A 20,577-nucleotide genomic window follows, 5' to 3' on the forward strand; every position below is an offset into this window, starting at 1 on the left:
TATGTACGGTGTGTCCACTTTGCTGTCGTGAGTGCCTAACTTGTTGATTAATGAGTAAATAATTTGAGCACCTGTCCACTTAACACGGCCCGCTGGTCTAAGCTTGCCGTGGCTGATTCAACATCTTTCTCGAATCCCATACGCATATTAGGGTAACGTGTTGTTCCTTCCAGATCAACACGAATGTGATTGCCCACGCAATATTTGTTAAAAATAGAAGACTTGCGGGCCGTTTTGGCCCCAAATCCGCACAATTTCGACTCGGAATGGTTGCTGACCGGCTTAGGGCGCGCCGACGGCAAGCCTTGGCCGCTGTTACAATTTGTTGCCACAGATACCGATTAGCCACTGGTCCCGGCTCGCCAACGGGAATACCATAGGAAGCATGCAATATCAGAATCCCTGATAAGACACCCCTGACAGACAACGAGGTACCAAATGAACTTGCAAGCCAAATTGATCGCATCCGCACTTTGCGTGAGCGCCCTGCCTTTCGCCCAGGCCGCCGATTTCGAGGATTTCGGCCGGGTGGTGCGCGTCACCCCGCAAGTGGAACAAATCAACCGCCCGCGCCAGGAATGCCGCACCGAATACGTTCAAGTCCAGCAGCCGGCGCCGCAGCGCGGCGTGGGCGGCGCCATCATCGGCGGCCTGATCGGCGGTCTGGCCGGTAACCAGGTCGGCGGCGGCAGCGGCCGCTCGGTGGCCACCGCCGCCGGCGCCATCGCCGGCGCCGTGGTCGGCGACCGCGTCGACAACCAGAACCTGCCCAACAGCGGCGGCGTGCAGGAACAGCAGGTCAAGCAGTGCCGCACCGTCGACCACTGGGAATCGCGCACCTCGGGCTACGAAGTCACCTACGACTATCGCGGCCGCAACTACACCAGCGTGATGTCGTACGATCCGGGCGAGCGCGTGCGCCTGCGCGTGGTGGTCGAGCCGATGCAGCGTTGATCGCCTGAATCCTCCGCAACATCCAACAATGCCGGTCCATCGACCGGCATTGCCGTTTTTGGCTTGCCTTGAAGTAAGGCAACGCGGGATAATGCAGACTGGCTTCCCGCTCCCCTCCCCCAACCCCATCCCATGCTGATCAAACGTAAATCCATCGAAAAAGAAGAATCCTCCCGTCCGGCGCGCAAGGCCAAATATGCGCCGGTGACCTTGTCGGAGCAGGATGGCGTGCGCTATCTGCACTTCGGCACGGAGTGGGTGCAGGGCGCGATGCGCATCCGCAAGCCCAACTGGCCGGAGCTCGAGTACGCGCAACAGATGATGGCGTGGATGCTGTGGCTTAAGGAGCCGGCGGCCATCGCCCAGCTGGGCCTGGGCACGGCCACCCTGACCAAGTTCTGCCACGCGAGCTTCCCGTCGGCCTCGGTCACGGCGGTCGAGCTGAACCCGTCGGTGATCGCCATCTGCGCCTCGATGTTCAAGCTGCCGCCGAACGACGCCCGGCTGCGCGTGCTGGAAATGGACGCGCTCGACTACGTCAACGACGAAGCCAACGCCGGCGCGCTCGACGTGCTGCAGGTCGACTTGTACGACGCCACCGCGCGCGGGCCGGTGCTCGACAGCGCCGAGTTCTACCAGTCCTGCAACGCCTGTTTGAAGGACGACGGCATCATGACGGTCAACCTGTTCGGCGACCACCCGAGCTACGCGCGCAACATCAAGGCGATCAAGTTCGCGTTCGAACAAGTGGTGTGCCTGCCGGAGGTCCACGACGGCAACGTCGTCGCCATCGCGTTCAAGCGCAAGCGCGCGATCGATGTCGACGCGCTGGCCGAGCGCGCCGCGCAAATCGTCACCGAGACCAAACTCCCGGCAAAGTCATGGGTCAAAGGATTAGCGCAAAGCCTGGCTACCGTGTGACAAGTACATCTAAAACACGTAGGGCGGATTAGCGCAGCGTAATCGGCCATGCATGCGCTGCCAGCGGCTCATACATGGCCGATTACGGCGTTCCGCCTAATCCGCCCTACGTGTTTTAGAAGAAATCAGAGCAAGCAGTCGCAGTTGCAGGACCGTTCCGCCCAACTTTGAAAGTGACCGCAACGATGCCTTCCGCCCAGCCAGCCACCAAACCCGCCCCACTCGATCTGCAGCAGATCTACTCCTGGCTGCTGGCCGACGGCATGATCCGCAAGACCGAGGTCAAGGAACTGTACGCGCAAAGCCAGGCCATCCTGAAAAATACGGTCGGCCCGATGCACCCGCTATGCGCGGTGGCCCACGCCAAGCTGCTGTCGGCGCAACCGCCGCACAAGATGCTCACGCTCGACGCGCTGTGCGAATGGCTGGCCCAGCGCACCGGCCTGCCGTTCATCCGCATCGACCCGCTCAAGATCGACTTCACCAAGGTGGCCGACGTCATGTCGGCCAGCTACGCGGCGCGCTTCAACATCCTGCCCGTCGAGCTCACGCACGACACGCTGGTGGTGGCCACCGCCGACCCCTGCTCGATCGAATGGGAAGCGGAGATCTCCAAGGTCTCGCGCCGCGCGATCCGCCGCGTGATCGCCAACCCGCTCGACATCGCGCAATACACCAGCCAGTTCTTCAGCCTGGCCAAGTCGATCAAGAAGGCCAACAAATCCAACGGCAACGACCTATCGCTGCGCAACAATTTCGAGCAGCTGGTCGAGCTGGGCAAGATCAACAAGCAGGTCGACGCCAACGACCAGCACGTGATCAACATCGTCGACTGGCTGTGGCAATACGCGTTCGAACAGCGCGCCTCGGACATCCACCTGGAACCGAAACGCGAGATGGCGGCGATCCGCTTCCGCATCGACGGCGTGCTGCACCAGGTGTACCAGGTGCCGGCGGTGGTCATGATCGCCATGACCGCGCGCATCAAGCTGCTCGGGCGCATGGACGTGATCGAAAAGCGCCGCCCGCAGGACGGCCGCATCAAGACCCGCACCGCCGGCGGCCAGGAGGTCGAGCTGCGCCTGTCGACGCTGCCGACCGCCTTCGGCGAAAAGCTGGTCATGCGCATCTTCGATCCGGACGTGGTGGTCAAGACACTGCCGGAACTGGGCTTCCCGCTCGACGATGCCGAGCGCTGGGACGCGCTGACCAAGCGTCCGCACGGCATCATCCTGGTGACGGGGCCGACCGGCTCGGGCAAGACCACCACCCTCTACACCACCCTGAAAGCGCTGGCGACGTCGGAGGTCAACGTCTGCACGGTGGAGGACCCGATCGAGATGGTCGAAGCGGCGTTCAACCAGATGCAGGTGCAGCCGGGCATCGACCTGTCGTTCGCCGACGGCGTGCGCGCGCTGATGCGGCAGGACCCGGACATCATCATGGTCGGCGAGATCCGCGACCTGGCGACGGCCGAGATGGCGATCCAGGCCGCGCTGACCGGCCACCTGGTGCTGTCGACCCTGCACACCAACGACGCGCCGTCGGCCGTGATGCGGCTGCTGGAGCTGGGCGTGCCCTACTACCTGCTGGAGGCGACGCTGATCGGCATCATGGCGCAGCGCCTGGTGCGCACCTTGTGCGCCGACTGCAAGGCCGCCGATGGCGAGCTTGGGGACGAGATCTGGCACAGCATCGTCGGCGACTGGGCGCTGCCGAAGCCGGCGACGATCTACCGGCCGGTCGGCTGCCCGGAATGCCGCCAGACCGGCTACCGGGGCCGCACCGGCCTCTACGAGCTGCTGACGGTCACGCAGGAGTTCAGCGAACAGGTGCGCGAGGAGACCGACATCCACGCGCTGCGGCGCCAAAGCGTGGCCGACGGCATGAAGCCGCTGCGCATCGCCGGCGCGATGAAGATCCAGGAGGGCGCGACCACCGCCGACGAGGTACTCAAGGTCACGGCCGCGCTGGGGATGAAGGAAACAATAAAATGATTTCAGAAAACCCTTTGCAGTTTTCCGGGGGCTGTATATAATACGGCCTCTTTCGGGGGTCGTTAGCTCAGCTGGTAGAGCAGCGGACTTTTAATCCGTTGGTCGCAGGTTCGAATCCCGCACGGCCTACCACCGAATTCAGCAGTACAAACGAAGGTTAGCGAGCATGGTCTCCCTAGCCTTTTTTTGCGTCCCAACCCCGCGCGGGGTCAGTGCCGACATTCGGACACGGACTGGACCTCAGTACGGCAGAGCTCCTGTCCGAATGTCGGCACTGACCCCATTGGGTTTGTTCGGATGCCGCGCCTGGAAAGCCGCGACCATCGCGGCAGCGTCGCGGAACATCGCCGGTTCTGCGGCGAGGCAGGCCCGGCGTTCACGCGCGATGCGGTCGCGGTTCTCGTTCCAGTTGGCCGCGTCCAGCCGATAACCGAACTCCTCGGGCTGGGGCTCCGCTCCCGCCGCGCCGAACACCCTCTCCAGCATCCGCTCGCCGAGCGCGGACTTGAAGTGCCCCGACTCCCAGTACCAGCGCGTGCCGTGCACAAGGTCACCCTTGGCCGGGATAGCCTCGCATTGCAGCGCGCCGTAGCCGCTGAAGTCCCACAGCACGACGCGCGCCTCGGGATGGGCCGCGTTGAGCCGGGCAACTTCGCGCAACAGCCGCAGCTTCCATTGTTCGAACACAGGCCACAAGCCAGTCTGCTCCAGCATTGCCATCAGTTGCGCGTGATACGGATAAATGATCAGGTGGATCTCGGTCTTTTCGCGTGCAGCGGCGTCCAGCAATCCGCCCAAGTCGCGCCATTCGGCGGAACTGTCGCTGCGCGTTCGGACAATGGCGTGCGGCGCCAGCGAAAAGCTCCGCGCGTTCACCTGCGCGCGCTGCAGGAAAATGCTGTAGTACCCGTCCTGGCGCGCGAAGCGCAGATAGTCGAACAGCGGATTGAAGCCGCGACCGGTCATGGTGCCGGCATCGGGATCGTTTTGTATCCTCAGCGTCGTCGCGGCATCGAACAAGGCGTTCAGCGAAAACACCGTGTCGATCTTCCAGCGCAGGCCCGCCAGGCCGGCCGGCGGCTTTTTAGCCGGCGCTTCGACGCTATTCGGGTCGAGCAGGAAATCAAAAAAATCCACCCCCAGCAGCAAGGTCGACGGCGCCGCGCCGGCCGCCCGCAAGCGGTCGAATTGTTCGCGCGAAGTGCCAACACCGGTTCCCGGTATCGCCAGGTTGTAGGCCGAACGCTTTGCCCCACCGAGTTGCCGGCTGGCGGGATCGATGCCGACATCGACGCGCGAATTGCCCATCAAAACGACGGCCGGCCGCAGCGCCCGCGCACCGGCCAGCTTGATCTCCGATTGGTAATGATCGGGGCGCGGCTTGACGGCGTTGAAGCCGGCGATATCGACCAGGCGGAACAGCCGATAAGGATCGACCACCACGACAAACAGCACGGTCAGCAGCACGCCGGCCAGCAGCGAGGCTGCCATCCACTTGATAAACCCGGCGTAGCTGCGGTCCTCGCCCATGCGCGCTTCCTAAAATTGAAAATACAAGAACTCGGCCGGGCGGCCCAGCGACAACAGACAGGCCAGCATCAGCACGCTCACCATCACCGCCCAGCGCCGGTTCGGCAGCCATGCCAGCGGCACGGACGGCAAGGTCGGCGAGCCGCCCTGCGTCGCCCTGTAGTCCAGCGCGGGCTCGTAGCGCCGCATGATTTGCTGCGTGTTCGGCATCGTGAAGCAAATCGCCGCCCCCACCAGCACCCACAGCCACGTCTGCACGAAGCGTGTTCCGCCGCCCACGTAAAAGGTGACGCCCAGCTTGTCCAGCACAGGCCGCAACGCGTGCAGATGGGCGGCGAGCGATTCCGGCAGTTCGACGCCGTCGTTGCCGCACATGGCGCCGACGATCGTCACCGCGCGCGAAAAATCGGTGGCCCGGAAAAACACCCACGCAAAGCACACTGCGGCGAAGGTCAGCGCAACGCCCGCCAGCCGCCACGGCAGCGCGCCGGTACGCAGGCGCAGGCGCGCGGCCAGCGCCGCCCATGCGTGGTTGATCATCAGGTAGGCGCCATGCAGCATGCCCCACACGGCGAAGTTCCAGCCGGCGCCATGCCACAAACCGCCCAGCAGCATGGTCAGCATCAGATTCAGGTAGCGGCGCACGTTGCCCCGGCGCCCGCCGCCCAGCGGGATGTAGAGGTAGTCGCGCAGAAAGCGCGACAGCGTCATGTGCCAGCGGCGCCAGAACTCGATGATGTTGACCGACTTGTACGGCGAATCGAAGTTGAGCGGCAGGCGGATGCCGAAGATGCGCGAGATGCCGATCGCCATGTCCGAGTAGCCGGAAAAATCGAAGTACAGCTGAAAGGCGTAGGCCAGCACGCCGCCCCACGCGACCAGCAATCCCTGCGGGTCCGACTGGTTGAAGAAGAAGTTGGCATGCGGCGACAAGTTGTCCGCGATCAGCACCTTCTTGGCCAGGCCGATGGCGAAGATGCTCAAGCCTATCGCGACGTTGGCGGCGGACAAGCGGTAGCTTTCCTTGCGTTCGAACTGCGGCATCATCTCGGCGTGGTGCAGCACCGGGCCGGCGATCAGGTGCGGAAAATAAGTGATGAACAGCAGGTAATGGACGAAGCGGTATTCCTTCACCTTGCCCTGGTAGGTGTCGACCAGGAAAGCGATCTGGGTGAATGTGTAGAACGAGATTCCGATCGGCAGCACCACATGCCACAGCGGCCACTCGGTGCCGCCGAGGGCGTTGACGCCGGAGATGAAAAAGTCCGCATATTTGAAGTAGCACAGCAGCAGCAAGTTGGCGGTGACGGCCAGCGCCAGCCAGCGCAATTTGGCCGGACCGTCGCCATGGCCGATGCGCCGGCCGGCCAGATAATTGAAGCCGATCGACGCGAGCAGCAAGGGAATGTACTCGACGCTCCACCAGCCGTAGAAAAACAGCGAGGCCGCCGCCAGCCAACCGGCGGCCAGGACCTGGCTGTGCCGCGCCAACGCAAAGTAGCCCAGCGCTGTTATCGGCAGAAACAGCAGAATAAAGCTGAACGAATTGAAAAGCATATCGGCCCGGCATGACTGGAGGGAGAGACGCGCCAGACGCGGCACGGCAGTGAAGCCATGCTAAAGTTAAATTATTTAATTGTCTATTAAAAAATACCACGTTCCTGTGGTGGACTTTGCCGGCCATCATGATCTAGACCTCACGTTATACTGTGGCCATGACCGCCAAGGCAGAACATCTCTTCGTCAAAGCCCGCCACGGCAAGCCCATGGAGGAGACCGACACGCTGACACTGGTTGCGGGGCTCGGCATCATGGGCGACCTCAACGCCCACCGACTCAGTCCGCGCCAGCTCCTGGTGACTGTCGCATCGGAGCTTGAGGCCCTGGCCCTGCCTCCCGGCGCGCTGCGCGAAAACCTGGTCATCGCGACCGACACGCCCGGCGACTTCCAGCCCGGCAGCGCGCTGACCGGTGCCGGCGGCGTCGAGATCCGCCTGACGATGCACTGCGAACCCTGCAAACAACTGCTGCCGCTGGTCGCCGATTTGGCCGGCATGATCGGCCGGCGCGGCATCCTCGGCGTGGTCGTCGGCGGCGGCCAGCTGCGACGCGGCGACGCCCTCGAATTGATCCCCGGCCGCTATCCCGCCCTGCCAGAATCGGTCTACCAAAAGTTCCTCGATTTCGTAGCGACGATACCGCGCGGAAGGGTCGTGCGCTACAGCGATGTCGCGCTGGCGATCGGCGCCGACAACAGTTTTGTCCGGGCCATTCCCGGCTACATCAAACGCAGCCTCGCCAACGGCTTGCCGCTCCACCGCATCGTTACCGCGCGCGGCCAATTGCTCGCCACTATCCCCGGCCAGGCGGCGAGGCTGATGGCGGAAGGCGTGCTTGCGCACGGCGCCGTCGAACTCGACACCTTTCTTTGGCATGGCGAGCCTGCGACGCGACCTGAATAATCGCGTTCGTGTTCATAAAATCTGCGCACTGCTATACTTTCCAAAAATAAATGTAGAAACGATCTTGGAACGCGAATGGACGTGTGGACAACCCTACGGAAGGAAATGGCTTGATGCGGCGCGCACGCGCCCTGCTCGCCTTCCATCTGGCGCTGGCGACATCGATTCCGGCACTAGCGGCTGCCGCCGGACCGGTCGTCACGCTGCGGGTGGCGGCGCAGGCGGGCACCGATCCCAAATTCATCGATGCCGGCGACGGCCGCATCATCGGCGTATGCATCGATATTTTCCGCACCATCGAGCGCATCGATCCGGGCTTGGTCTTCATCGGCGACCAACAGTGGCTGCCGCTGGTGCGCGCCCACGCCGAGGTGGTCAACCACCAGCACGACGCGCTGTGCGCGATCCAGCGCACGCCCGAACGCGAGGTGCAATACAACTATATCGACCTGCCGCTGCTGCCGCTGCGCTTCCACTTGCTCGCGCGCGCCGACGACCCCGTCGTCATCCGCAACTGGGAAGATGTCCGCAAACTGGGGGCGAACGGCGTGATACTGACCAATCGCGGTTTCGGCACCACCGAGGCGCTGGAACGCGTCGGCAATCTGCGCTTCAGCGCCAGCGCGGCCGATCCCATGAACAATCTGCAAAAGCTGGTGGCGCGCCGGGGCCGGTTCTTCCTGCACCGGGGACCGGGACTGAAGAGTTTCGTGCAGCGTTCCGGCTACGGCGCCAAGGTCAGGATCCTGCCGCAGGTGATGTACCAGACCGAGACCTATATGGCGATGGGCACGCACGTCGATCCGGCGGTGACGGCCCGCGTGCGCCGTGCCGTCGAACAGATGGAAAGAACCGGCGAGCTGGCCCGCCTGCTGAAGAAATGGGATTGATCGCTAGCACGGACCAAAAGCGCGGCCCACAGAAACTTGATTGACAGCAACCGCAGTTTTGGCGACTATCGTCGTTTTGTCTTTTTAACGACCACGCCATGACCCCACCGCGCCTTTCCCTACTCGCCCTGCTTCTTTCCGCAACGCTCGGCGGCCACGCCCTCGCGGCCGACGCGCCCGCCAAACGCGCGATCACCCACGAGGACGTGTGGCTGATGAAACGGGTCGGCGCGCCGACCGCCAGCCCGGACGGCAAGTGGGCCGTGTTCGCCGTCACCGATCCGGCCTACGACAGCAAGGAGCAATGGTCGGACCTGTGGATCAAATCGCTGACCGACGACACGCCGGCGCGCCGCCTGACCTTCAGCAAGGGTGGCGAAGGCGCGCCGAACTGGTCGCCGGACAGCCGCCAGCTGGTCTTCGTGGCCAAGCGCGACGGCGACGACTCCGGCCAGATCTACCGCATCGACGTCGCGGCCGGCGGCGAGGCGCAGCGCCTGACCACGCTGACCCTGGGCGCGCGCCAGCCGAAATTCAGCCCGGACGGCAAGCAACTGCTGTTCGTCAGCGATACCTTCCCCGGCGCGGCCGGCGAGGACGACATCAAGAAGATCGCCAAGGAACGCAAGGAACGCAAGTACAACGTGCGCGCGTACGAAAGCTTCCCGCCGCGCTTCTTCGACAAATGGCTCGACGACAAGCAGGTGCGCCTGTTCGTGATGGAGGCGGCGGTCGGCGCCAAACCGCGCGACCTGCTGTCCGGCACCAAACTGGCGGCACTGCCGGGCTTTGGCGGCGGCCAGGGCGACGAAGGCCAGTCGCTCGACGCGATCTGGTCGCAGGACGGCCAGGCCGTGGTGTTCTCGGCATCGATCAACCGCGACGAGGCGGCGCGCGCGGCCGGCTACACGCAGATCTTCTCGGTGCCGGCCGCCGGCGGCGAGGCGCAACAGCTGACGCGCGACAAGCACAGCTACCGCGCGCTCAAGTTCAGCAAGGATGGCAAAACCTTGTTCAGCCTGACCGAGGCGGAGGAGCCGGGCAAGATCTACGATGTCAGCCGCATCGCCAGCTTCGCCTGGCCGATCGCCGATCCGGCGCCGAAGATCCTCACGGCGTCGCTGGACCGTTCGATCTCGCGCTTCGCGCTGCCGGACGGAAGCAACCGCGTGGTGTTCAGCTTCGAGCACGCCGGTCTGGAGCAACTGCACTCGATCAACTACGCTGGCGGCGACTTGCGCGCCGAGCCGTCGCTGCCGACCGGTTCGATCGGCTCACTCAGCGCAGGCGGCAAGGCGCTGGTCGGCGTGTGGGAATCGGCCATCAATCCGCCCGAGGTGTACGCCTTCGGCAACGGCGCGCCGAAGCGCCTGACCTCGTTCAACACCGAGCGCGCGGCCGCCATCGACTGGCAGGCGCCTGAGCACTTCTGGTTCAAGGCCAGCGACGGACGCATGATCCACAACATGATCGTCAAGCCGGCCGGCTTCGACCCGGCGAAAAAATATCCGCTGTTCGCCGTGATCCATGGCGGCGCCGCCAATATGTGGCGCGACCAGTTCGTGCTGCGCTGGAACTACCACTTGCTGGCGCAGCCGGGCTATGTGGTGCTGCTGACCGACTACAAGGGCTCGACCGGCTACGGCGAGGAATTCGCGCGCGCGATCCAGGGCGATCCGCTGAAGGGCCCGGGCGACGAGGTCAACGAGGCGGTCGACGAGGCGGTGCGCAGGTACGGTTTCGTCGACGGCGCCAAGCTGGCGGCGGGCGGCGCCAGCTACGGCGGCCATCTGGCCAACTGGCTGCAAGCGACCACCACGCGCTACAAGGCGATCGTATCGCACGCGGGGGAGATGGATCTGGTGATGCAGTGGGGAACCAGCGATAGCATCTTCGGGCGCGAGGTCAACAGCGGCGGGCCGGTGTGGGGCAATTTGCCGGTGTGGCGCGAGCAGAGCCCGGTGATGCAGGCGGGGAATCACGAGAAAGGAACGGGGTTCAAGACGCCGATTTTGATTTCGGTGGGCGAGCTCGATTACCGCGTGCCGGCCAACAATGCGCTGATGAATTTCGCCACGCAACAGCGCTTGAATGTGCCGAGCAAGCTGCTGGTGTTCCCGGACGAGAACCATTGGATTTTGAAAGGGGATAACAGCCGGTACTTCTACAGCGAGGTACACGGCTGGCTGGCGAAGTATTTGAAGTAAACCCGACCCGTATGCTTTCCGCGATACGCTGGCGCTGACGCTTAAGGGTCGTACCCGATGGGTACGACCCTGCATGGCGGTGCGGGTTAATTGAAACTCAACCCCGTGGCACTGGTGTTGGTCAACGTCTTGGCCTTCAGGTCGATACGGAAGCTATCGCTCGGCTTGCCCGAACCCAGCCCCTTCAGAATCCCGAACACCTGCTTGAACTGATACTGGAACAGCACGTTCACCGGGTTCTGGTCCGACGGCAAATCGCCGATCTTCACAATGGCCGCCGGCGATGCCGGGAACGCCGCCATCAGCACCTTGTACTGCGCCACCCGCTGCGCGCCCATGTCGCGCAACGCCAGCTCACCCGCGTACACCGTCCGATGGAAGTCGCCATAGAACTCATACGCGCTGATCTTGGCAAAGTCGTCCAGCTTCAGATTGGCCGCCGACGCCAGCTGCTCGGCCTTCGCCGTCGCCGCCGCCCAATCGGCCGTCAACTGACTCGCCGCCACGCCACCCTCGGCGGCGGTCCCCTTGGCGGCACACGCGGCCGTCAACGGCACCACACCCGGATTGTCCTTCAACTGCGCCAGGGTCACCCTGGTCTGCAACTGCGACAAAATCAGCATCTGGCGCGCGTCGAGCGAGGTCGCCGCCTGCTTCATTTCGCACGGCCAGTACTCGTCCATGAAACGCAGCCGCGACAGCTCGCCGAAGTAGGTGCGGGTGAATTCGCCATACGAGCGGGTGTCGAGGATATTGCGGTTCCAGCGCTTGGCGACGTCGCCGGTCAGCACGCTGCCCTGCAGGTAGTCGTACTCGGTCTGATACAACGGGAACAGCTCGTTATAGCGCGCGACGTTGTTCAGGCCAACCGTCTGCACATCGATCAGCTCCTTGCTCTGGTAGCTGACGATCTTGTACGCGGCCCCGAACACGGCCAGCGACGGCGACTGCACATTGACCAGGTAGTTGCCGGCGGCGTCCTGATAATCGTTGGTGCCGTTGAAGTGCATGTGGCCGCCCATGTGCAGCGGCAGGCCGGTCGCGGCCAGCGCCCTGGTGGTGGCCGCATCCGGCACGCGCGCGGCCTGGAAGGCGCCCGGCTTGAACACCGCCTTCATCGCGTCGGTCTGGTTGGCGTAGAAGTCCATCGTCGGATAGTGCGAGAACGCCATCAACTGCTTGCCCTGCGCCTTGGCGCGCGCGGCCACCGACTTGATCCACTCCATTTGATGGATCTTGTGCGTGAGCACCTTGTTCCAACCGGCGTTGCCGGCGCCGTCGAAACCGGCGAAGGCGGTCGGATTGGCCGGGTCGAACTTGCCGTTGGGGATGTGGACGTTGGCGTCGACCGCCAGCAGCCACAAGCCCTTGACCGGTTCCACCAGATAGCTGGCGTCGATGATGTTGGTGCAGCGCGTGTAGGATTTGCCCAGCTTGGTTTCGCCGGCGGCCTTGTAGCTGCCGCCCTCGCCTTCGGCGCAGATCTCGAACTGGCGCTTGGTCAGCGCGGACGAGGCCGACGCGGCGTCGAAGCTGTATTTGCCGTCCGCGTATTTGGTGAACGGGGTTTCCCAATAGACGTCGGACTTGTTCGGCATGTAGCCGAAGTCACCCAGCTTGGTGAGCAGGCGCTCGTAGCCTTGCTCGGTCAGTTGGGCGGTGCAGACCACGGTCGGGTCCTTGGCCTTGCAGGCGGCGTTGTTGGGCGCGTAGATCTTTTGTTCCTTGCCGTCGCGCGTGAGGAAGTCGTTCTTGCCGGCTTCATCGTCGTCGTACGGCTCGTTCGGGTCGTGGTTGCCGGGAGCGATGAAGAAGCGCATGCCCTTGGCCTGGTACTCGCGCAGGATGTCGGCCAGGCCGTCGATGTTGATCGGCTGGGCGTCGTCGGAGATGTCGCCGGGCAGCGCGACCAGGCGAATGTTTTTGCCGTAGGCATCGTCGAGCGCGGCGCGGAAGGCGAAGTAGTTTTCGTTGAACAGACGGGTGGACGTCAGCTGCGCGTACATCGTGCGGATGGTGGCGTTCTTGCCGTCCTTGGTGGGGATGCCGGAGAACTGGCTGCTTTTGAAGTCGCCGTAAATGTTCTCGAAGTGCACGTCGCTCATGAAGGCGACCGGGGTGGACGTGTAGCCGTCGGCCGGGATGGGGTCGGTGGTCGGGACGCTGTCGCTGCCGCATGCGGATAACAGCGACATCATGGCGGCGGCCGCGATCAGCGGCCGGCGGGCGTTCAAGGTGTTGCGCATGCAATCTCCATCTGTCTGTATTGGGTGGTGCGCATTGTGGCACCCCGGTGTGACAGGTTGATTACATGGCGCAATGCATGCGCTACCAACAGTACATCAAGCAGCCGCCATCACCCGCGCCTTCGCCAGACCACGGAGACACGTAGGGCGGATTAGCGCGCAGCGCGTAATCGGCCATGCACGCGCCGCCGCCACCACATCATGCAGCCGCTTTGACCTCCGCCACGGCCGCCACCACCGGCCGCCTGATCAGCAGAATCACCCCGGCCGCGATCAAACACGCCGCCCCGGCCGCGAACAGCGCCGGGTTATACGTCAGCATCATGGTCCGCACCCTGCCCGCGCCCCACGCCGCCACCGCCGCGCCCAACTGGTGCCCGGCGAACACCCAGCCAAACACCATCCCCGCCCGCTCCTTGCCAAAGGTGGAAGCGACCAGCCGCACCGTCGGCGGCACCGTGGCGATCCAGTCCAGGCCGTAAAACATGGCGAACAGCGACAATCCGTAGAACGTGAACTCCGAGTACGGCAACCAGAACAGCGACAACCCACGCAAGCCGTAGTACATGAACAGCAGCTTGCGGTTGTCGTAGCGGTCCGACAGCCAGCCCGAGCCGATGGTGCCGACCAAATCGAACACACCCATCATCGCCAGCACCGATGCGGCCGGCACCGCGGCCAGTCCGGCGTCGCCGCACAACGAAATGAAGTGCGTCTGGATCAAACCATTGGTACTGAGCCCGCAGATGAAGAAGGTGCCGAACAAGATCCAGAACACGCGATTACCGGCGACACTGGCGAGCACCTTGAACGGCGTGGCGAAAGTGACGTGCATCGGCGGCGCCAGCGGCGCGACTTGCGTGCCCGGCGCGGCGCCGTAGGGAGTGAGGCCGAGTTCGTTCGGCCGGTTGCGCATCAGCAGCAGCACCAGCACGGCGGCCAGCGCGCAGGCGGCGAACACGGGAATGACCGCCATGCGCCAGCCGAAGCGTTCGATCAGCCAGGCACCGATGGGCAGGAACACCAGCTGGCCGGTGGCCGAACTGGCGGTGAGCATGCCCACCACCAGGCCCCGGTGGCTGTCGAACCAGCGGGTGGAGACGATGGCGCTGAGCACCAGCGCGGTCATGCCCGAGCCGATGCCGAGCATGATCCCCCAGAACAGCACCAGGTGCCAGAACTGCGTCATTTGCGTGGCCAGCGCCATGCCGGCGGCCACCAGGGTCAGCGCGGTGACGACCACGTGGCGCAGGCCGAAGCGCTCCATCAGGATGGCGGCGAACGGCCCCATCAAGCCGAACAGCACAAAGCGCACGGCCAGCGCGGACGAGATCTGTTCGACGTTCCAGCCGAACTCCGTCGCCAGCGGCTGCAGCAGCGCGCCGGGCAGGCCGAGCGCCGCCGACGAAGTGAGCCCCGTCAGGAAGGTGACGGCGACGATCACCCACGAATAGTGCAAGCCGCGCCGACGCAGCCAGTTGGAGAGGGATAGTGCGAACATGGTGCTCCTTGCAAGGATGGAAGCGGCGGGGTGAATCCGCTGAGTCCGGCCATTTTAAATTATGGTCATAATGAATGCAAGGAAAAGAAAGGGGCCTCGGCGGAGGCCCCTATCAGGGGGTAAGACAGACTATCTCTTACTTGATGCGCAGCGAGCTCTTCACATCGGTGACGCCTTTGACATTGCGGGCCACATCGACGGCTTTGTCCGCTTCAGCCTGCGACGGCACGAAGCCGCTCAGCGCCACGGCGCCGTTGTTGGTTTCCACTTTGACGTCCAGCGATTTGAGCGATGGTTCAGCCATCAGTTCGGTTTTGACCTTGGTGGTGATCACGGTGTCGGCGACCGCATCCTTGGCCAGTTCGGTTTTCGAACGGGCTTCGCACGATGCCTTGTCGGTGCCGGTCATGGCGCTGCAGTCGATGCCGGTCTGGGCGACGTCGGCGGCGTCCTTGCCGGCCTTGGCGGCGTTGATGGCGGCGACCTGCTGCGACTTGGCGGTGCTCAGGCAGCTATCCTTGGCGTTGCCCTCCAGCGCATCACATTTCTCCTTGGCCAGGCCGTACTGGGCATCGGCCAGCTCGGTGCGGGCTTTTTCGATCGATTTCTTATCGTTCTTGTACTGCATCGTAGCGTTGGCCTCGGCCGTCGCGCGGGCCACTTTGGCCTGCTCTTCGCACACGTCCTTGGCATTGCCGGACTGAGCGTCGCAGGCGGACTTGGCGGTTTTGTAATCGTTGGCAGCCTTGTTGGTGGCTGCCTTGTAGGCCACCGTGTCGTTGACTGGAGTGGCGGCGAAACTGGCGCTGGCGGCACCGGCCATGACCAGGAAGAGGAGCTTTTTCATGATGTGTCCCTTTGTTGTGGTGGTTGGTGGACACATTAAACGCCGACGACAGAGAAAGCTCTGTGCGGGAACGAACAGAGTTAGGGAAATGCTATTTTGTGGCCTATGAACGACGCCAGAGTGACTTCGATGCCGCTAGCGCTGCAGCGAGGCCTGGCGCGATTCCAGGCGTGCATCCTGGCGCACGTCCTGGTTCAGCAAACCCTTGCGCCACAGGCTGCCCGCCTGCTCGAACAACGGCAATTCGGCGGCGAAGGCGTCGCCGGTGGGCGCCAGTTGCAGCCACTCCATGGTGGTGTGCGAGCCGACGACGGGGCTGGCCGGCGACGGTTGACGCACCTGGCGCATCCACGCGGCGACGGCGCCGTACTGTTCCGGGTGGCGCTGTTGTATCCATGCCAGCGCGGCCAGATCGGCGAAGCCTTCCTCGCGGCGGGTCTGCTCCAGTTCCTGCGCGTGGTTGTGCGCGGCGGTGTCGGCATGCTCCTCGAAACCGGCCGGCATCTCGTGCCACTGGCCCTGCACGTAGCGCCAGCAGTGGCCAACTTCGTGCGCGAACATCGCTTCGATCATCAGCGTCCGTTGCTCGGCCGGCACGGTCGACAGGACGTCTTCGACGTTGGTCCGGTTGCGCATCGTCAGCACCAGCTTGCAACGTCCATCTTGAAAGCCCAGGGCCAACGGCACGTCGGTCGGCTTGCCGGTGGGCTGGACGATGATGTCGATCGGCAGTTTGAGTTCTTTTTTGGCGTACTTCAGCATGGCCGATCCGGCGGTGAGCCAGCGGGTTTCCATGTCGGTCAGCTCCGCTGCGGAAGCGAGGCTGGAGCACAAAAGCAGCAGGGAGATAAGTAGGCGCGTGATCATGATTTGGTTTCCTCAAACCAACTTTATCACGACCACGGAAACTTTTATTGCCGTACGGAAGTTTTTTTCTACGTAGGCAAAGTGTAACTATTTGTATGAAACGCCATTCTATAGGCGGTTTAACAACGGGGACCGGACGGTCCCCGTTTGAGCAAGGTGAGGACTTACTTCGCCAGCAGGCTTTGCGCCGTCTTGAATTCCGGACGGATATCGTTCGGCACGGATTTCATTTTATCCAACGCTTTTTGCACGTCGGGGCGGATAACGACATACTTGGTCATCATGTCCTTGGCCCGCGCATAGTCGCCGGTGGCTTCGATGGTCAGGAACTCGCGGTCGAGGTCGATGACCGCGGACTTGATCTTTTTGAAATCCACCGCGAAGGTGCCGTCGCCGTGCGACACGAAGCCACCCTTATCAAGAAGATAATTCACCTGGATCGCCATGCCGCGCGCGTGCGAATCGGTCAGGCCGAAATGCAAGGTGCGGAAGGCCGACGCCAGGAAGGTGGTATACAGCTTGCGCTCGGCCGCCTCGCCCTGCCCCAGCGTGCCGGCCAGCTGGCCCTTGTCCATCATATAGGCCAGCACGAACAGACCGGTGATGTCGGCCTTGGCTTCCTCGATGGTCGAATAGGCCTCCTTCAAGTCCTGGCGTGGCGTCGATTCCTTGCCGTCCACCTTGGTGACGTGCGGCCCCAGGCCGTGCGTGATTTCATGCGCGAGGATGTGCGTGAAGAACGAGTCGAAATCGACATCCTTCTGGTCGGCGGGCTTGAGCACCAGCTTGGAGATCGGCGTCAACGTCGATTTGAACTTGGCTTGCTGCACGTTCTTGAGCATCACGCGCTTGGAGCCGCGCTGGCTGATGATGCGCTCGTCGTTGGGCAAGTTGTAGGCGGCCGTCTGCACGCCCATGTTGCCGTCGCCGGCGCCGTACACCTGGTTGACCACCACCATCGGCGCGATGGCGCCGACCTTGGGATTGCGGTACTGCGCGTCGAGCGGCAGGTTGTCCTCCAGCTCCTGCATGTGCTTGGCGAAGAAGTCGAGCTTTTGCGTCTCCTTCTGGTCGCGGATGTTGACGTAGGCCTCGAACGCGGCCTTGTAGCCGAACAGCTCGTCGTTATAAGTCTCGTACGGGCCGATGGTGACGTCGACCGGCGCGTCCAGATCCATCCAGGCGAAGTCGGACGCCAGGTAATCGTTGCTCAGGAAAGCGTCGGCGCGCAGTTCGAGGAATTTCTTCAGCGACGCGTTGTCGGTCGCGGCGGCGGCCTGCTTGAGCAGCGCGGCGGCCTGCTGCAGCTCGGCCTTGTACTCGTCCGAATATTTGACGGTGGTGAACTGGCCGTCGGCGTTGCGGCGTATCGTCGTGAAGAACCACTGCGCCTGTTCCTTGTCGATGGCCGGCAAGGCGTTCATCCAGGTTTCGAGTTGGGCCTTGCTGGCGTCGCCCGGATAGAAGTTGCCGCCTTCGGGCTTTTTGGCGGGAATCTTGATGCCGTCGATCTCGGCCGGCAGGAACGATTCGTGGCCGTCGAGGATCGACCACGGCCCCTTGTTGAGCCAGAAGTAGCCCAGGCGCGCCTGGCCCAGCGGGGTCTTGTCCTTCTTCAGCGCGGCCCACAGCGCCTCGTTGCCGGACCAGCGCTGGCGCAGTTGCAGCACATCGATGATCTTGGCCGCTTCGATCAGTTTGACGATGGCCTTCTTGTCGCCGGCGGAGAGTTTGCTGGTGTCGGCGGTCAGCGCGATCGGCGCGTACCGCTTGCTCATTTTGTTCAGGTCGGCCACGTCGGCTGGCGCGGCGTAGGCGGTGGCGCAAGCAAGCGCCAACGCCAATGGGAGCAGGATTTTTTTCATTCGAACCTCGGGTGGAGTGAGGGTCACATTGTAATCCACACGTCCCTACCAGGCCCGGTACACCTGTCCCGTTTGCGCGCCGTCCACACTGCGCGCGTAGGCCAGCGCGGCGCGCCTGCCGGCGATCGGCTCGAAGCCGATAAACAAGGGACCGAACACCGGCATCGACTCCTCCAGCACCGTCGGGCTGACGACGTTGATGCGCAGCCCGCGCGGTAGCTCGATCGCCGCGCCGCGCACGAAGCCCACCACCGCCGCATTGGCGGTGCTGGCCGCCACCGCGCCGCGTATCGGATGATCGGTATCGACGCCGCTGGTCAGCGTTATCGAGCCGCCGTCGTTCAGATACTCGCGCGCCACCAGCGCCACGTTCACCTGCCCCATCAACTTGCTGTTCAGGCCCACGTGGAAATGCTCCGGCGTGAGCTCGTCGAACGGCCCGACGTGCAGCGCGCCGGCGGCCACCACCACCGCGTCTGCCGTGCCGACCCGCGCGAACAACGCCCGCACCTGGGCGATGTCCGCGATATCGGCCTGATATTGTCCGCTGCGCGTGCCGACGCCGACGATGTCATGGCGCTGTCCCAACTCTGCGGCAACGGCGGAACCTATGGTGCCCGTTGCACCAATCAAGATCACTTTCATGGCAGCCCCTTACCAGGCGCGGTAGACTTGGCCGGTCTGCGCGCCGTCGACGCTGCGCGCGTACGATAGCGCCACGCGCTTGCCCGGCGCCGGCTCGAAGCCGATGAAGAACGGGCCATAGCTGCCCATCGATTCCTCCAGCACCGTGGGGCTGACGGCGTTGATGCGCAGGCCGCGCGGCAGCTCGATGGCGGCGGCGCGCACGAAGCCCTCCACCGCCGCGTTGACCATCGTCGCACTGGCGCCGTTGCGGATCGGCTGCCCGGCCACGATGCCGCTGGTCAGCGTGATCGAACCGCCGTCGTTCAGATACTCGCGCGCCACCAGCGCCACGTTCACCTGTCCCATCAACTTGCTGTTCAGGCCCACTTGGAACTGCTCCGGCGTGAAGTCGGCCAGCGGGCCGAAATGCAGCGATCCGGCGGCCACCACCACCGCGTCGGCCCTGCCGATTTGTTCGAACGCGGCCCGGACTTGGGCGATGTCGGTGAAGTCGGCCCGATACTGGCCGCTGCCCACGCCCACCGTCACGATCTCGTGACGCTTGCCCAATTCCTCCACCACCGATTTGCCCACCGTGCCCGAGGCACCGATAACGACTACTTTCATGATCCACTCCCTGTCTGGTTAAGTGAGACCAGTATCGCGGCGATCACACGATGAATAAATGAGCTAAGATTAAGTTCATTACAAACGTATGGTTAGCAATCATGGACAAACTGCGCAGCATGGAGATCTTTGTCGCGGTGGTCGACGCCGGCAATTTCACGGCCGCCGCCGACAACTTCAAGATCTCCCCTGTCATGGTCGGCAAGCACATCGCGCAGCTGGAAGCGACGCTCGGCGCGCGCCTGCTCACCCGCACCACACGCCGCCAAAGCCTGACCGAGATCGGCGCGCAGTATGTCGAGCGATGCCGGGCCATCCTGGCGCAGATCGCCGCCGCCGAAACCGGCGCCGAAGCGATGCGCAGCGTGCCGCGCGGACGGCTCAAGGTCACCGCCCCTGTATCCTTCGGCACCGAATGGATCGCGCCGGCGATGACGGACTACCTGCGCAGGCATCCCGAGGTCAGTCTGGATTTGAGCCTGAGCGACCGCACGGTCGACCTGGTGGAGGAAGGATACGACGCCGCCATCCGCATCGGCCGGCTGGAGGATTCGACGATGGTGGCGCGGCCGCTGTTCGACTACGCGATGGCGATTTGCGCCAGCCCCGCGTATCTGGAAAAGCACGGGACGCCGCAAACGCCGGACGACCTGGCGCGGCACGAGTGCCTGGACTTCATGGCGTGGTCGCTCAACATGCGCTGGCGCCTGCAGGGGCAGACCGGCAACCGCAACATCGAGGCCAGCCGCTTCCGCGCCAACAACGGACAAGCCTTGCGAATGGCCGCGTTACAGGATTTTGGATTGGTGATGCAGGCGGAGGTGCTGCTGGCGCAGGACATCGCCGCCGGGCGGCTGGTGCCGGTGCTGTGCGACTACATGCCGACAGCGCGTCCGATGAACCTGGTCTACCCGCGCGACAGGCAAGCCACGCCAAAACTGACCACCTTCATCGACTTCATCGTGGAGCGATTCGGCCCAACCTGGACCCCGGCCACCACCCAAAAATCCAATGGAAACACGTAGGGCGGATTAGG

16 protein-coding genes and 1 tRNA gene are annotated in these 20,577 nt (G+C 63.7%); 8 read left to right on the top strand and 9 right to left on the bottom strand.

What is annotated here, in order from left to right:
- Window positions 1-438: 438 nt before the first annotated feature.
- The 4 genes from MRBLMU1_RS11660 to MRBLMU1_RS11675 all read left to right on the top strand — a co-directional run bounded on the left by MRBLMU1_RS11660 (window position 439) and on the right by MRBLMU1_RS11675 (window position 4,004).
- Window positions 439-954, top strand: coding sequence for a glycine zipper 2TM domain-containing protein (locus MRBLMU1_RS11660; protein ID WP_363501287.1), 516 nt, complete (start codon window positions 439-441; stop codon window positions 952-954).
- 132 nt (window positions 955-1,086) lie between these two features.
- A complete protein-coding gene (locus MRBLMU1_RS11665) occupies window positions 1,087-1,875 on the top strand; it encodes a spermidine synthase (RefSeq protein ID WP_363501290.1) in 789 nt (262 codons plus the stop codon).
- A gap of 185 nt (window positions 1,876-2,060) precedes the next feature.
- Window positions 2,061-3,872, top strand: coding sequence for a GspE/PulE family protein (locus MRBLMU1_RS11670; RefSeq protein ID WP_363501376.1), 1,812 nt, complete (start codon window positions 2,061-2,063; stop codon window positions 3,870-3,872).
- Between the two features lie 56 nt (window positions 3,873-3,928).
- Window positions 3,929-4,004 (top strand) — tRNA-Lys (locus tag MRBLMU1_RS11675).
- Window positions 4,005-4,112: 108 nt separating this feature from the next.
- Here the strand turns inward: MRBLMU1_RS11675 and MRBLMU1_RS11680 are convergent.
- Both MRBLMU1_RS11680 and MRBLMU1_RS11685 read right to left on the bottom strand, forming a co-directional pair.
- Complete coding sequence (locus MRBLMU1_RS11680; protein WP_363501293.1) at window positions 4,113-5,402, bottom strand: hypothetical protein; 1,290 nt, start codon at window positions 5,400-5,402, stop codon at window positions 4,113-4,115.
- A gap of 9 nt (window positions 5,403-5,411) precedes the next feature.
- Entirely contained in the window at window positions 5,412-6,959 is a 1,548-nt protein-coding gene (locus tag MRBLMU1_RS11685) for an MBOAT family O-acyltransferase (RefSeq protein ID WP_363501296.1), read from the bottom strand.
- 158 nt (window positions 6,960-7,117) lie between these two features.
- Between MRBLMU1_RS11685 and MRBLMU1_RS11690 the strand changes: the two genes are divergently transcribed.
- The 3 genes from MRBLMU1_RS11690 (at window position 7,118) to MRBLMU1_RS11700 (ending at window position 10,961) form a co-directional block, all read left to right on the top strand.
- Window positions 7,118-7,864, top strand: coding sequence for an MGMT family protein (locus tag MRBLMU1_RS11690; protein ID WP_363501304.1), 747 nt, complete (start codon window positions 7,118-7,120; stop codon window positions 7,862-7,864).
- Between the two features lie 113 nt (window positions 7,865-7,977).
- The gene (locus MRBLMU1_RS11695) at window positions 7,978-8,754 is read left to right on the top strand and encodes a substrate-binding periplasmic protein (RefSeq protein ID WP_363501307.1); all 777 of its coding nucleotides are present in this window, start codon (window positions 7,978-7,980) and stop codon (window positions 8,752-8,754) included.
- A 98-nt stretch (window positions 8,755-8,852) separates the two neighbouring features.
- Complete coding sequence (locus MRBLMU1_RS11700; RefSeq protein ID WP_363501310.1) at window positions 8,853-10,961, top strand: S9 family peptidase; 2,109 nt, start codon at window positions 8,853-8,855, stop codon at window positions 10,959-10,961.
- Between the two features lie 86 nt (window positions 10,962-11,047).
- Here the strand turns inward: MRBLMU1_RS11700 and MRBLMU1_RS11705 are convergent, their stop codons facing one another.
- The 7 genes from MRBLMU1_RS11705 to MRBLMU1_RS11735 all read right to left on the bottom strand — a co-directional run bounded on the left by MRBLMU1_RS11705 (window position 11,048) and on the right by MRBLMU1_RS11735 (window position 19,541).
- Window positions 11,048-13,207, bottom strand: coding sequence for a metallophosphoesterase (locus tag MRBLMU1_RS11705; RefSeq protein ID WP_363501313.1), 2,160 nt, complete (start codon window positions 13,205-13,207; stop codon window positions 11,048-11,050).
- Between the two features lie 199 nt (window positions 13,208-13,406).
- Entirely contained in the window at window positions 13,407-14,708 is a 1,302-nt protein-coding gene (locus MRBLMU1_RS11710) for an MFS transporter (protein ID WP_363501316.1), read from the bottom strand.
- Between the two features lie 136 nt (window positions 14,709-14,844).
- Window positions 14,845-15,555 carry a BON domain-containing protein gene (locus MRBLMU1_RS11715; protein ID WP_363501319.1) on the bottom strand — a complete coding sequence of 237 codons (711 nt, stop codon included), beginning with the start codon at window positions 15,553-15,555 and terminating at the stop codon, window positions 14,845-14,847.
- 135 nt (window positions 15,556-15,690) lie between these two features.
- Window positions 15,691-16,422 carry a hypothetical protein gene (locus tag MRBLMU1_RS11720; protein ID WP_363501322.1) on the bottom strand — a complete coding sequence of 244 codons (732 nt, stop codon included), beginning with the start codon at window positions 16,420-16,422 and terminating at the stop codon, window positions 15,691-15,693.
- Window positions 16,423-16,586: 164 nt separating this feature from the next.
- On the bottom strand, window positions 16,587-18,287 hold the full coding sequence (locus MRBLMU1_RS11725; RefSeq protein WP_363501325.1) for a dipeptidyl-peptidase 3 family protein: 1,701 nt from the start codon (window positions 18,285-18,287) through the stop codon (window positions 16,587-16,589).
- Between the two features lie 45 nt (window positions 18,288-18,332).
- On the bottom strand, window positions 18,333-18,932 hold the full coding sequence (locus MRBLMU1_RS11730; RefSeq protein ID WP_363501328.1) for a short chain dehydrogenase: 600 nt from the start codon (window positions 18,930-18,932) through the stop codon (window positions 18,333-18,335).
- Window positions 18,933-18,941: 9 nt separating this feature from the next.
- Window positions 18,942-19,541 (bottom strand): short chain dehydrogenase, encoded by a 600-nt coding sequence (locus tag MRBLMU1_RS11735; RefSeq protein WP_363501331.1) that lies wholly within the window; start codon window positions 19,539-19,541, stop codon window positions 18,942-18,944.
- 101 nt (window positions 19,542-19,642) lie between these two features.
- Between MRBLMU1_RS11735 and MRBLMU1_RS11740 the strand changes: the two genes are divergently transcribed.
- A complete protein-coding gene (locus tag MRBLMU1_RS11740; RefSeq protein WP_363501334.1) occupies window positions 19,643-20,566 on the top strand; it encodes a LysR family transcriptional regulator in 924 nt (307 codons plus the stop codon).
- The last annotated feature ends 11 nt before the right edge of the window (window positions 20,567-20,577 follow it).

Origin of the sequence: Burkholderia sp. LMU1-1-1.1, assembly GCF_040675865.1 — a bacterium.
GTDB lineage: Bacteria > Pseudomonadota > Gammaproteobacteria > Burkholderiales > Burkholderiaceae_D > Rugamonas.